This window comes from Enterobacter sp. MGH 24 (assembly GCF_000493015.1).
Classification (GTDB): Bacteria; Pseudomonadota; Gammaproteobacteria; order Enterobacterales; family Enterobacteriaceae; genus Enterobacter.
The window spans coordinates 3,050,883-3,064,639 of the sequence record NZ_KI535657.1 but is presented as its reverse complement, the minus strand read 5'-3'; the positions used below and the strand labels follow the sequence as shown (position 1 = coordinate 3,064,639).

The 13,757-nt window shown below is 56.8% G+C and carries 9 protein-coding genes and 1 pseudogene; 2 read left to right on the top strand and 8 right to left on the bottom strand.

The window, feature by feature from the left end:
• The first annotated feature begins 66 nt into the window (after window positions 1-66).
• Window positions 67-1,257, top strand: coding sequence for an amino acid aminotransferase (locus L370_RS07580; RefSeq protein ID WP_023335139.1), 1,191 nt, complete (start codon window positions 67-69; stop codon window positions 1,255-1,257).
• Between the two features lie 49 nt (window positions 1,258-1,306).
• Here L370_RS07580 and L370_RS07585 read toward each other — a convergent pair whose 3' ends face one another.
• The 7 genes and pseudogenes from L370_RS07585 to cmoM form a co-directional block, all read right to left on the bottom strand.
• A complete protein-coding gene (locus L370_RS07585) occupies window positions 1,307-1,954 on the bottom strand; it encodes an MBL fold metallo-hydrolase (RefSeq protein ID WP_023335138.1) in 648 nt (215 codons plus the stop codon).
• 20 nt (window positions 1,955-1,974) lie between these two features.
• Window positions 1,975-2,526 (bottom strand): peptidoglycan L,D-endopeptidase MepK, encoded by a 552-nt coding sequence (locus L370_RS07590; protein WP_023335137.1) that lies wholly within the window; start codon window positions 2,524-2,526, stop codon window positions 1,975-1,977.
• Window positions 2,527-2,700: 174 nt separating this feature from the next.
• A complete protein-coding gene (ldtD, locus tag L370_RS07595) occupies window positions 2,701-4,524 on the bottom strand; it encodes a L,D-transpeptidase (RefSeq protein ID WP_023335136.1) in 1,824 nt (607 codons plus the stop codon).
• Between the two features lie 178 nt (window positions 4,525-4,702).
• Window positions 4,703-9,154 (bottom strand): chromosome partition protein MukB, encoded by a 4,452-nt coding sequence (gene mukB / locus L370_RS07600; RefSeq protein ID WP_023335135.1) that lies wholly within the window; start codon window positions 9,152-9,154, stop codon window positions 4,703-4,705.
• On the bottom strand, window positions 9,154-9,858 hold the full coding sequence (mukE, locus tag L370_RS07605; protein WP_023335134.1) for a chromosome partition protein MukE: 705 nt from the start codon (window positions 9,856-9,858) through the stop codon (window positions 9,154-9,156). Before mukE ends, mukB begins: the two co-directional genes overlap by 1 nt.
• The gene (gene mukF / locus L370_RS07610) at window positions 9,839-11,161 is read right to left on the bottom strand and encodes a chromosome partition protein MukF (protein WP_023335133.1); all 1,323 of its coding nucleotides are present in this window, start codon (window positions 11,159-11,161) and stop codon (window positions 9,839-9,841) included. The genes mukE and mukF overlap by 20 nt, the downstream gene beginning before the upstream one ends.
• Window positions 11,154-11,944, bottom strand: a pseudogene (gene cmoM, locus L370_RS07615) (tRNA uridine 5-oxyacetic acid(34) methyltransferase CmoM). The gene mukF and the pseudogene cmoM overlap by 8 nt, the downstream one beginning before the upstream one ends.
• A 124-nt stretch (window positions 11,945-12,068) precedes the next feature.
• On the opposite strand from cmoM, the gene elyC reads away from it, so the two are divergent.
• The gene (gene elyC / locus L370_RS07620; protein ID WP_023335131.1) at window positions 12,069-12,848 is read left to right on the top strand and encodes an envelope biogenesis factor ElyC; all 780 of its coding nucleotides are present in this window, start codon (window positions 12,069-12,071) and stop codon (window positions 12,846-12,848) included.
• Here elyC and L370_RS07625 read toward each other — a convergent pair.
• Window positions 12,825-13,718, bottom strand: coding sequence for a YcbJ family phosphotransferase (locus L370_RS07625; protein WP_023311002.1), 894 nt, complete (start codon window positions 13,716-13,718; stop codon window positions 12,825-12,827). The two genes, elyC and L370_RS07625, sit on opposite strands and share 24 nt — an antisense overlap.
• Window positions 13,719-13,757 lie beyond the last annotated feature (39 nt).

Sequence of the window (13,757 nt, the reverse complement as noted above, 5' to 3'; positions counted from 1 at the left end):
CATTTTGTAAATCTACCGTTAACCTGATAGCGGATTTCACTTCTGTAATCACAATGGAACTTCGTCATGTTTGAGAACATTACCGCCGCTCCTGCCGACCCTATTCTGGGCCTGGCCGATCTGTTTCGTGCCGACGACCGCCCAGGCAAAATCAACCTGGGTATTGGTGTATATAAAGATGAAACCGGCAAAACTCCGGTACTGACCAGCGTTAAGAAAGCTGAGCAGTATCTGCTGGAAAACGAAACCACCAAAAACTACCTCGGTATTGATGGTATCCCTGAATTTGGTCGCTGCACCCAGGAGCTGCTGTTCGGTAAAGGCAGTACAATTGTGAGTAACAAACGTGCCCGTACAGCACAGACCCCAGGCGGTACCGGTGCGCTGCGCGTGGCGGCGGATTTCCTGGCGAAAAACACCTCTGTCAAGCGCGTATGGGTAAGCAACCCAAGCTGGCCGAACCACAAGAGCGTGTTTAACTCTGCGGGTCTGGAAGTACGTGAATATGCTTACTACGATGCGGCAAACCACTCTCTCGACTTTGACGGCCTGCTGGCGAGCCTGAGCGAAGCGCAGGCGGGTGACGTGGTGCTGTTCCACGGCTGCTGCCACAACCCAACCGGTATCGATCCGACGCTTGAGCAGTGGGAACACCTGGCGAAGCTGTCCGTAGAAAAAGGCTGGCTGCCGCTGTTTGACTTCGCCTATCAGGGCTTCGCCCGTGGTCTGGAAGAAGATGCCGAAGGCCTGCGCGCGTTCGCAGCCGTGCATCAGGAGCTGATTGTCGCAAGCTCTTACTCCAAGAACTTCGGTCTGTACAATGAGCGCGTAGGTGCCTGTACGCTGGTCGCGGCAAACGAAGAGACCGTCGATCGTGCGTTCAGCCAGATGAAATCGGTTATCCGCGCGAACTACTCTAACCCACCGGCACACGGTGCGTCTGTTGTTGCCACTATCCTGAGCAACGATGCGCTGCGCGCTATCTGGGAACAAGAGCTGAACGATATGCGTCAGCGTATTCAGCGCATGCGCCTGCTGTTTGTGAACACCCTGGCTGAGAAAGGCGCGGACCGCGACTTCAGCTTTATCATCAAACAGAACGGCATGTTCTCGTTCAGCGGCCTGACCAAAGAGCAGGTTCTGCGTCTGCGTGAAGAGTTTGGCGTGTACGCCGTCGCGTCTGGCCGCGTGAACGTTGCAGGCATGACGCCTGACAACATGGCGCCACTGTGCGAAGCGATTGTCGCCGTACTGTAATTTGCGCCCATAAAAAAGCCTGCGTTATGCAGGCTTTTTTTTATTCTGGTTACCAGACAGGCATTTCATCCTGAAGGAACGGGTTATGGAGCCGTTCATAGCCCAGCGTCGACATCGGACCGTGCCCAGGGATAAACGTAACGTCATCACCCAGCGGCAATAACTTTTGTTTAATCGACTGAATCAGCTGCCCGTGGTCGCCGCGCGGAAAATCGCTGCGTCCTACACCACCTTTGAAGATCACATCGCCGGAAATCAGCAGACGGGACTGGTCATCAAAGAAGACGATATGGCCTGGCGTATGTCCAGGACAATGCAACACCTGTAAAGTCACATTCCCTACGTTAACGCGCTCTCCTTCGTTCAGGTAAGCGTCGGGCGTCAGGGGCTGACACTCATCAAGACCAAACATGCGGCTTTGGGCGGGTAACCCCTGCAGCCAGAACTCATCTTCTTTTTCCGGGCCTATCACAGGCACACCATAGTGTTCAGCCAGTTCAGCCGCTGCACCCACATGGTCGAGGTGACCATGCGTCAGTAAAATCTGCATGAGCGTCACGCCGCTGTCGGCGACTTCCTGCTTGATTTTCTCAGCGTCACCGCCGGGATCGACAAGCGCGGCCAGTTTAGTCTGTTCGCACCAGATCAATGAACAATTCTGGGAGAACGCGGTAACCGGAATAATACGATAGTTCATACTGCTCCTGTGTTTCGTTATTACCAGTGCCGAACCGGACCGGTATCAATGTGCACAAAGTTGCTGCTGGGGTAATATCCTACACCACCTGCGCGCATAGATAACGCGGCTTTGCGAATATTGGCTAACGAAACGCCTTCAATATGGAAATCCATTGCCTGTCCCTTCGTGTGATAGCTTTTTTTCGCTACCCCGCGACTGTGGGCGCGCAGTTCATTATTGGTATCAATCGAGCGATAGCCAGAAATGAGCTGCACCGGCTTGCTGGTGCCCAGCAGGCCCTGAAGGCGGAAAATCTGGTCAAACAGTCCTGGGTCGATGGCTTTTATTTTATTCGCGCGGAAATCACGGAAAAAATGGTTAAGTCTTGCTAATTCATCCTGAATATAGCCTCTGCCATCGAAAAACTCCGCTTTTAGCGACTCACCGGTATGAAGATTGTTGAGCGTTAAAACTCGCGGACGAGGTGTCGAGAGGGTGGCAAATGCTGGCGTCGGCAAGATGGCCGCTGCGCCAAGCGCAACGCCACCTAACGCCAGCAGTTTGCGGCGATTAGCGTCAAATTTGTCCATGATAATCAGGTCTACAGGTAAAAGAAATCGTAATATGCTTAGCGCACGAAGGGCACCATAACTGGCAAAACCAGGTACGTCAAGGCGCCCAACCCCAGTGAATACGCGGCTTGCAGCGATATAGCTACCTATTCACCATAACTTACGACAATCATTTTTCCCGAACTGCTTCATTTACCTGATTAATTGTTCCGCTTTTGGCAAAATTTGTGCGCCAGATCGCGCGGTGAGATCATAATTGTAAATATCTGTACGATACTGGGTACGCCCGTCTTCGCCCACAAACGCCGTCAGATAGTAAAGATTGACCGGAATATTGTGGCGAATATTTACGTAACGCGTATCTCCCTGTTTCAGGGCATCCGAGATGCGGGTATCGTTCCAGCCCGCATCCTGCAGCAGCATATTGGCCAGCTCCGAGGCTTTGTTCACGCGCACGCAGCCAGAACTCAGCGCACGCGTATCTTTCTGGAACAGGTTGTGGTTCGGCGTATCGTGCAGATAGATAGCTTCTGAGCTCGGCATATTGAACTTGTAGCGCCCTAGAGAATTATGCGCCCCAGGAGCCTGCTGGAAACGGAACGGAAGATTCGACGCAGTGATCGTTGACCAGTCGACCATGTAAGGATCGATGGCCTCTTTACTGTTCCATCCGCGCATCACCGTATAGCCATGACGTTCCAGATAACCCGGATCGTTCCAGACCTTCGGCAGAATGTCTTTCCGCGCCAGCGTCGGCGGCACGTTCCACGGCGGGTTAACCACCACATTATTCAGCGCACTGCTCATCATCGGTGTTTTACGATCCGGACGTCCGACAATCACGCGCGACGCCAGTTTTTCGCTACCATCCTGATAATAAACCAGGGAATACGCCGGGATGTTAACCATAATGCCGGTAGAGAGCGTTCCCGGCAGCAAGCGCAAACGCTGGATATTGAGCGCCAGCACCCCTGCCCGCTGCGCAGGCGATACGTTCAGCCAGTCGCGCGTCGTCTGGCCAATGACGCCATCGGCCCCCAGTCCCTGAGTGGCCTGAAATTGCTTAACGGCCGCAACCAGCTCGCGATCGTAAGCCGCGGGTTTGTTACTCAGGACAACGGCTTTCTTCTCTTTCACGGGAGCTGACGGGCTGACGGCGACGCTTTGTGAATCATCCCCCGGAAGAGCAATCTTTGGCCCGCCTTCCAGAATACCGGAACGCGTCAGGATCTCGCGCAGGGCAGGAACATCGCTGCTCCACTGCCCCGGACGCAGCGTCGCGGTACCGCGCATTTGCGGCCATGGACGCGTGTCCCCCACCAGCGCGAGGAGCGACTGGTGCAGAGTGGCATAGTGTGGATGCGCCGGTGCCAGGCTGGCAATAAAGCGCGGCAGTTCACCATTGTCCAGCGCGTGCTGCCACTGGTTAATCACCGACAGCGCCGGCGTCGCCAGCTTGTACGGCTTATCGCTGTACAGCCAGCGGTTGCCATTGACCGGAATACCCGCCACGAACTGCAGGTAGCCCATCATGGCATCGGAAAGCACCACGTCTCGCGCCTGCCCGGTGACGACAGGATCGGTTAACAGCTCAACCCACCTTGTAAACTGCGGCTGAAACCCTGCAATCGCGACCTCCGCCAGCTGCTGCTGGAAGGCGCGCACGGCATCGCGATTTTCCCACATGGGTTTCATATCGCGGGCGGCATAGAGAAGCGTGAGCTGATTGAGATAGACAGGCGTGTAGCCTGACGGCAGCCCCGACTGCAGCTGCTGACTGAGCGATTCGGTGTCGATGCCTTCCGGCAGCGGTTTAATCCCGGCCATGATAGCCGTCGCCGGAGACTGGTCCAGCGGCTGGGACAACGACGTTGGCTGCGCGCCTGTCGTTGCCGAGCTGTCAGTCGGCACAATTTCAGGCTCGTCGGCCTGGGCTGTTAACAGCGGAGCAAACATCACTGCCAGGCATAAACTCAGCGCAGACAGCTGACGACCACATTCTTTCTTAAGCAACATCCCTTGCCCCCTGTTTTCACGACATGCCCATCACGTTGGGGCTTTCTTTCATTATAGGTAGACGGCTAAGCTGTTGCCTTACCTTATGTAAAGAAGTTTAAAGATAACGTAGCCCTAAGCACAAGTTAAGTTTAAAAAAAAAGCGGCGCCAGGGCGCCGCTTCGGGTCAAAAGACGCTTCAGGAAGCGTCCGCCGTGGTTTCCGGCAATGATTCTGGCGGCTGCGGCGCAAAGCCACGCAGCCCCACAACGTGAACGTGTTCGCTGTTCTGGAACACTTTACGCACCAGTTTGTAGGTTGTGCCCTTCTCGGGGCTGATGTTCTCCGGTGCCGCAATGATGAGCTGCATATCAAGACGTTCGCAAAGCTCGAACAGTGTGGCAATTGAGCGGGCATCAAGACGCGCCGCCTCATCCAGGAACAGCAGTCGGCATGGCGAGATGTCTTTGCCGCGCAGGCGACGCGCTTCATCTTCCCAGCTCTGCACGACCATCACCAGAATTGACATCCCGGTACCGATCGCTTCACCGGTAGAGAGCGCCCCGGATTCCGCACGCAGCCAGCCGTCTGAGCCACGGTTTACCTCAACTTCCATTTCCAGGTAGTTACGGTAGTCCAGCAGCTCTTCTCCGATGGTTTGCGGCGTACGCTGCCCCATATCAATCTGCGGGTTCAGGCGCTGATACAGCTTCGCCAGCGCTTCGGAGAAGGTCAAACGGTTGCTGTTGAACAGATCCTGATGCTGCTCGTGCTGCTCAGACAGCACTTCCAGCAGCGTTGCATGGGCTTCACGCACGTTGACGTTGAGGCGCACGCTGTTCACCTGGCCAAACGACACGCTTTGCAAACCCTGGTTCAGCTGGCGGATACGGTTCTGCTCGCGCTGAATGGTTTTGCGGATAATGTTCGCCACGCTGCGGGAGCTGATCGCCAGCTTCTGCTCGCGAGAGGTCAGCTCTTCCGTGAGGCGGCCCAGCTCAATTTCCATCTGTTCGATGGCTTCGACCGGATCGTCGGTGCGGATGATGTCCTGACGAATACGCTCGCGCAGGTGCTGGTAAACCGCCACGAAGAACTGAATTTTACGTTCCGGACGTTTTGGATCTTCCGACATACGCAGCACATCGCGCAGGTGTTCGTTATCCGCCACCGCCAGACGCAGCGCACCCAACGCCTTATCCGACATGGATCGCAGCTCATCCGCAGAGAGATACGCCAGTTCACGGCGGTGCAGACGACGTTCAACGTTATTGTCTTTCACCATGCGCATCACCGCGCACCAGCCCGCCTTGGCGGTCACGACCTGCTCGCGCATTTCATGATAGTCGCGTTCCAGCTTGCGCAGGCGACGGGTCAGGTTATCCATTTCCGCTTCGCAGAAGGTCAGCGCTTTTTCCAGCTGATTACGACGCGCGCGGTTATTGCTGAGCTGAGAATGCAGCTCGTCACGACGAATACGCGCGCGCTCTTCTGCCCCACTGTCGGCACGCACGCCGATGTCATGAAGCTCTTTCTGCAGATCGTTTAACAGCTCTTTCTTGGTATCGAAGGAGCTTTTCAGCGAGGCCAGCACCTGGTTGTACTGGTTCAGCTGAGCGGAGTGGCTGCGCATTGCTTCGCGGGCGCGAGTACGTTCCGCTTCCGCCTGCTCAAGGCGCTGACGCAGTTTTTCGTTCAGGTCGCTATTACCGCTCAGCATTTCAGCCGAATCTGAGTAGCCAAAGTGGGCCCGACGCTGCACCACTTCCGTCAGGGCAAACGCCTGCTGACGCGCTTCGCGCTGCACCTGCTGCGACCAGGCATAATCTTCTTTTAACTGCTCAAACTGTTCCGGGTCGCTCTGCAGTACAGACACGACGGGCTCCAGCTTAGCCAGCTGATTGCCGTGCTGTTGAACGAAACGCGCGGCTTCCTGCGCTTCATCCAGACGCTCCTGGATCTCATCAACACGGTCAGCCAGCGTGTCGTCCGCCAGCAGGTTCAGGCGCGGCAGAATGCGGTTAAGGGCAGCAACGCCCTCTTTCGCCTGTTCAAACTGAACGCGACTTTGCTGGTTATCACTTTCATGGCTGGCAATCGCACGTTCCAGTTCGCCACGGCGGGTATTAAGCTTGCGGATTTCGGCTTCCGGATCCGCGTCAAACGCTACGGCGAGATGGCTGCCGATAAAGCGGCTGAACGACTGGTGCAGACGCTGGGTTTTCTGCACGTCAAACGACAGGGTCGCAAAACGCTCAGACAGCGTTTCACGCTCGGCGTGCAGGCTTTCAATGCGGCTTTCGCGCGCGGCGCGGCCAAACAGCGGCAGCTCAGGGAAGCGGGAATAACGCCACTGACGGTCGGCGATTTTCACCACCACCGCTTTTTCCAGCTCGTCGACGCTGAATACGCTGTCATCGAACGACTGCGGATCCCCTTCGATCAGGTAGAGATCTTCCGGACAATCTTCCAGGCCGGCAAGCTGCTCAGAAATCAGCGACAGATCGGGAACCACAATCGCGTTGCGGGATGGACCGTACAGCGCGGAGAAGTACGGGGCATCGTCCAAGCCAACGTCGTCATAAATCTCGGACAGCAGCACGCCGCCAAAACGCTCGGCTAGCGCATTCAGGCGCGGATCTTCTGACCCGCCCGGCTGGCTTAAGCGCTCAATCTCTTCATCGACGTCGCGCTTGCGGGCGCCCACTTCGTCACGTTCAACGATGGCTTCGCGCTCGCGCTCCAGCAGCTGCTGCAGGTATTCGGTCACTTCCTGGCTGGATTCGAACTGCTCGCCGCACTGCTCGCTGAGCTGGTTCAGGCTGCTTTGAGCCGCCAGCCAGACCGGCGCACGCTCCAGGAGCGTCTTCGAACGGGACTGAATCTGCTCCAGCTCCTGACGGAGGTTCATACGCTGTTCGCTGGCGTTTGATACGGTATCGGACAGGGCTGCAATACGCGCTTCCAGCTCCTGATGCAGGGTTTCAAGCTCGTCGAAATCGTAATTTTTACCCTGACGCTTGCAGAAATCCGCCAGCAGACGCTCGGCTTCCTGCTGCTCGCGCAAGCGCTGCTCCAGCTCGTTCAGACGCATACGCAGCGGCTGAACCTGCTCGGCCAGATGGCGCTGGTTCACACCGTCGCGCAGCAGTTCACGAGCAACGTCCCAGGCTTCGTTACGCGCCAGCGGGCCGTTAATTGCGACCACCAGCTGATAAGCCTGCTCAAACTGGCTGTGCGCCGTTTGCGCAACGCTCATTTTCTGTTCGAGGGACAGCAGTTTCTCGGTGGCTTCCTGCTCTTTGGCCTGGAAGGTATCCAGCCACTCGTCGGCGCTCTCCGGCGTCAGGTCGGGCAGATGGCACAGCTCTTTCGCGCGCTGTAATGCCTGCAGTGCCTGGTTGTACTGAATCGCTCGCGTCTGCTGCACGTCCAGCGCCTGCTGGTAATCGGCAAGCTGGCTTTTCAGCTCATCCACTTCCAGCTCGGCCGCTTCGGCGCGGGCTTCGTTCTCTTCCTGCATGTCAGCGGCTTCGGCCACCACTTCATTTTGCTCTTCGAGACGAATCTGCAGCTCATCGAGGTCCGCTTCATAGCGCTCGATTTTTTCCTGCTGACGCAGCGCGGTCTGCACCAGGTTAAGGTGATCGCTGGCGGCCTGGTAATCGGCTTCCAGGTCGCCTTCAGCACCGTTGTGCTCGCCCAGCTCGCGCGCCATTTCGACGTGCTTGTACTGCTCGGCCACCAGCTGTTTACGGGAGGTAAACAGCTCGCGACGGTATTCTAATGCCTGATCGAGATGCACCCGGCGCTCGTTGGCGTGGCGCATGTAGTCCGCCGCCACGTAGTTGGTGGCTTCGCTGATTAGGTGTTTAAACAGGTCGCGGTCAGACTGGGTAACGCGAATCGCTTCCAGCGTCATGCGGTTTTCACGCAGCGCCGCTTCCATATCCTGGAAGGCCTTGCGCACGCCGCTGTTTTCCGGCAGCAGGTAGTCGCGCAGGGAGCGGGTAATCGCGCTGGAGATACCGCCGTACAGCGACGCTTCAATCAGGCGGTAGTATTTGCTACGGTCTGATGCCGTGCGCAGACGACGCGCCACCACGCCCAGATCGAACATCAGCGAGTGGTAGTCGGTGATCGAGTTGAACTGCTTGAACTGCACGCCTTCGATGGCTTCGAGCTTGTCCTTCAGCTCCTGCAGCGTCAGCACGCGCGCCTGGCGTTCGTTCAGGGTTTCCGTCAGCAGCGACGTCGGCTGTACGGACGTTGGCAGACCCTGGATCGCAAACGGTTTAATATCCACTTTACGGTCGCGACCGGCGACCTGCTGCAGGCGCACGCCCACCACCACACGCTGATGACGGGAGTTAATGACGTCCAGAACCGAATAACAGACGCCCGCCTTCAGCTTACCGTGTAGACCTTTATCACGGGAACCGCTTGTTGCCCCCGCTTCGGTGGTGTTACGGAAGTGAAGCAGCGTCAGATCGGGGATCAGCGCCGTAACAAAGGCCGCCATGGTGGTGGATTTACCCGCACCGTTACCGCCGGAGAGCGTCGTGACCAGCTCATCCAGATCGAAGGTTCGGGCAAAGAAGCCGTTCCAGTTAATCAGCGTCAGTGAGCGAAATTTACCGCGTTCAATCATTACTCTTCCTCCCCGCTATCCGGCAGATTCTCTTCATGCTCATCATTGAGCTGCAAATGGTTTTCCACCGGCATTGCTTCACCGTCGCGGATCATGCGAAGCTGCGCTTCACGCGCGTCATCGCCCGCACGCACGTCGGCACCGAAGCGGAAGACAGATTCCGTAATGCGGAATTTGCTGCTGTCGTGACCCATAAACCAGACCATCCCAAGACGACGCAGACGGTTCAGGGAAGAGCGAACCTTTTCCTGTAATTTCTGACGGTCCAGATCCGACCCCGTGGAGCGGTTATTCACCAGCTTGAGCAGCTTGCTCTCATCAGCCAGCGTCAACAGCTCGTCGTAAAGTTCCTGCTGGGTGAAGATCCCTTCATTTGCCAGACGTTCCGGGCTGAGGTAGAGGTAGCAAAGAATTTTGCCGACCATCATATCCAGCTCGGAGAGCACGGAACGCGGAATCAGCGTCGTGGAGCGCGGGCGCAGGTAGAAGAACCCTTCCGGCGCGCGGATAAGCTCCACGTTGTAGCGTGCATAAAACTCTTCCAGGTACTCCTGGAAGTCCATCAAAAAGGCGTGATTATCCAGCTCGTCTAAGCCAATGTGACGACCGGCACGCAGCTGGCTGTCCAGCGCCGGAAATAACGGATTCGCCAGCGCCTGTGCCAGCTTAACCGGCATCACGTGTTCAATATTTGTCAATGACATGCGCCTGTACCTTGGCTCCGTAATCGTTGATTGGCTGCCACTTCGGCGGCAGTCCGGTGAAATCTGCTTGCGCGACGCCCAGGCGCACCGCCTGGTCTACCACAATGCGGGCAATGTCGAAGTGGCGCGCGCGTGGATATTGCGCCAGATAGTCGCGCACCACGAGACCAAGATCCAGCGGCACTTGTCTGGTTTTGTAGACAGCGAGCTGTTCTTCGATCATCGCCGCAAGCTGCTCGCGAATTTCGTTAAATTCTTCGTATTCCAGATCCGGCGGCAGTTCACCGGTCACCTCTTCATCGCGCAGCGCCATCTCTTCGTCGCGCATATCCAGCAGACGATCGGCACTGGCGTAGGTCAGCGCCCACGGCGCATCGAAATAGGTCTGCACCGACTGACGCAGACGCTGAGCAAAGACGCGGTTTTTATCCATATCAATCGCGGTACGGATAAATTTATGCACGTGTCGGTCGTAGCCGATCCACAGGTCGATCGACTGCTGACCCCAGCTGATAATGCGGTCAAGCTTGCTCTGCAGATCGAACACCAGACGGTCGATAAAATGCAGATCGTCGTGCGCCAGCGTCGCGTCCTGGATGCGCAGCAGGTTAGCCTGCAGCTTGTCCCCTGCGGCTTCCAGCGTATCCTGGAGCTCACGCAGCGTGCCGGAGGTTTCTGACAGCAGAAGTTCACAGCTGGAGATGGCCGCTCGCCAGTCTTTATTCAGCAGCTGCGCGATATCGTCTTTCACCTGCTGCTGCTGTTCGTCCATCAGGCGCTGGGTGAGATCGATACTGTCGAAAATCTCGGCCACCGAATATTTCAGCGGCGCGTAGACGTTACGGTGCCAGTGGAATTCGTCACCGTTTTCATCCGCCGCGTCGGCGGCACGCTTAAGCTCACCCGCCACGATCGAGAGCTGCATGGAAAGACGCAGCGTGGAAAATTCACGCTGGCGGATGTAGTAATCGGTGATGCCGATGCCCAGCGGCGTCAGGCGATAGATGGCGTTTCCTTCCGCCTGCTCGCTGGTAAAGCGGTTCAGCAGACGTTGACGCACCATATCGTTGATCGCGTTGTTGGCACGCACGCTAATGGTTTCGCTGGTTTGCTCAAACGCATCACTGACATGGCGGAACGCATCCACCAGTTCACCCTCGCTCATTTCACCGTCCAGCCGTTCGCCGTTCAGCGTGGCAACCGCCAGCAGGAAAGAGAGTCTGTCTACCGGCAGCGAGATGGAGAAATCGTTTTTCCTGGCCCAGGCAACCAGTTCGGGGACTGTCTGGGAAAATTCACTCATAGGTTATCCTTGCATCTGCGGCTTGTGCGCGGTGACGTGAATATAGCGGCCAAGGCTGATAAAAGGCTCCTGACGGCAATACCGCGTTTCTAATTCTGTTAAGGTGTCAAAACAGTCACGCTGTTTGTGTTTTTCACGCAGATAATCATGAAACACCCTGACGCCCGTCTTCCCGACAATCTGCCAGCCAATCGCTTCCAGCCAGCCATAAACCTGCTGTGGATCGCGCGGATAGTCCGGGGAAAGCGTGCGCTTTTTCTTTTTGGGCATCCCGACCTGCACATAGTCGAAGTTTCCTGCAACCATGTTGTGCATCAGGAAGCCGTTAGCATTGTAGAACATCAGCGACAGCGTGCCGCCCGGGCGTAACATCGACCACAGGGTTTGTAACACGCTTTGCGGATCGGCCACCCACTCCAGCACCGCATGAAACAATATCAGATCAACCTGGGTTTCCAAATGCTGCGCGATGTCCTGAGCGGCGCATTGTATAAAATGCATGTTGTTGCTCACACCTTTCTCTTCTGCCGCACGCGTCGCGCGGGCGACCATTTCAGCAGAAAGATCGCAAAGCGTGACGTGATGACCGCGCTCGGCCATTTTTATCGCCGTCTGCCCTTCACCGCCACCGGCGTCCAGCACGCGCAACGTTTGCCCACCAAAGGTGGCCAGAATGGTGTCCAGATCCTGCCAGAGGATCGTCTGACGGAGCTGACCTTTCGTGGTGCCATAAATGTTGCGCGAAAACTTTTCCGCGATGTCATCAAAATTGCGATCCCGCATTGGCAGAGTTCCACTCGCTAACTGCAAAACCGCTATTTTGTCACACCCGCGCGGAGAATGAACCTCTCTGGTGTAATATCACCGGTAATCCCCTGCTATATGGTCAAAAAAGGAACCAAAAAGGATGCTTTTTACCCTTAAGAAATACATTGGAGGGATGATGCTTCCCCTTCCGCTGCTGCTGCTCACGATCGCGCTGGGGCTGGCGCTGGTCTGGTTCAGTCGCTTTCAGAAAAGTGGCAAAACGCTTATCACGCTCGGCTGGTTTGTCCTGCTGCTGTTAAGCCTGCAGCCGGTCGCGGATGGTCTGTTACGCCCCATCGAAACTAAGTACCCGACGTGGCAGGGAAACCAGAAAGTGTCGTACATCGTAGTGCTGGGCGGTGGGTATACCTGGGATCCTGACTGGGCGCCCAGTTCAAACCTGATCAACAACAGCCTGCCACGGCTAAACGAAGGCATTCGCCTCTGGCTGGCGAATCCGGGATCAAAAATGATCTTCACCGGCGCGGCGGCCAAAACGAACCCGGTGAGTACGGCTGAAGCAGGCGCCAGAGTCGCGGAATCTCTCGGCGTACCGCGTTCCTCGATTATCACTCTGGACAGCCCAAAAGATACCGAAGAAGAGGCTGCCGCAGTGAAGCAGGCAATTGGCGATGTCCCGTTCTTGCTGGTGACCTCCGCCTCACACCTGCCGCGCGCGATGATTTTCTTTGAGAAGCAAGGCCTGCACCCGCTTCCCGCACCGGCAAACCAGATGGCTATCGACGCGCCGCTCAACCCGTGGGAACGGGCGATCCCATCCCCGGCGTGGCTGATGCATAGCGATCGCGTCGGTTATGAGACGCTCGGACGCCTCTGGCAGTGGCTGAAAGGATCGTCAGGCGAGCCAGGGCAGGAGTGATTTTGTCGCCAGATCGAAGTTTGCGCGATTAAAGCGTCCGGTATTGACCAGCTGCGCAACTTCGTCCCAGAGCAGGTAAAGCCAGCGCCGCCAGAGAAACGCCTCTGCAACGGGCGCGCGTTGAAGGTAGTGCCACAGTAAACCTTCCGCCGCCCCGCTGTCGCTGAGCCTGAATAGCTCGTATTCGCGCGGAGCCCAGAGCATGATCCCCGGCCCCAACATCGCCAGTAGCTGATCGCTGCGGGAGTCTTTGAGCATGCTGCGCAGGGTGAAATTACCGTGGATTAGCACGCAGTTGTCATTAAAACCGTCGAACAGCGCCGGCAAGCACTCGCGGGTGCGAAACAGAATACGCTTATCCTGCATGGTCAAACCGGTATTGTTGAACTGGTTAAGCGTCCCCCACAGGACTTCAACCCGCTGGCGATACCACAGCGGCCACAGGTTTTCCTGAGTGCTGTCGACCGGACCGACAAGCCCGCGGCTATCCTGACGGTGCCAGGCCAGCAGCGCCTCGACTATCTGGTCTTTCAGTTGCTCCCAGCGTTCCGGCGTGCGCGCGGGCGCTTCAACGGGTACGCCGCGCAGGCGCTCAATCAGCAGCACGTCCGGGCCGGGGTGTTCCTCGTGCGTCATTACGCCGTACACCGTCGGCATACGGACCGTTCCCTCCCGCGCCAGCATCGACATTTTCCATGCAAGCTGCCTGGCAACGCCCGGCGAGGTGAAACTCCTGGCCATCAGCGGCATTGGGTTGCCCTGACTGTCATACAACGACCAAAGCGCGGTATCGGCCTTTTCACTCACGCATTCGACCCGGCTTAATTTCTCACCCAGCAGATGGCTAAGTTCGGCACGCAGCTGTTCCATATGAGATTACCCCCATTAAGACTACTGCTTTTATAATGA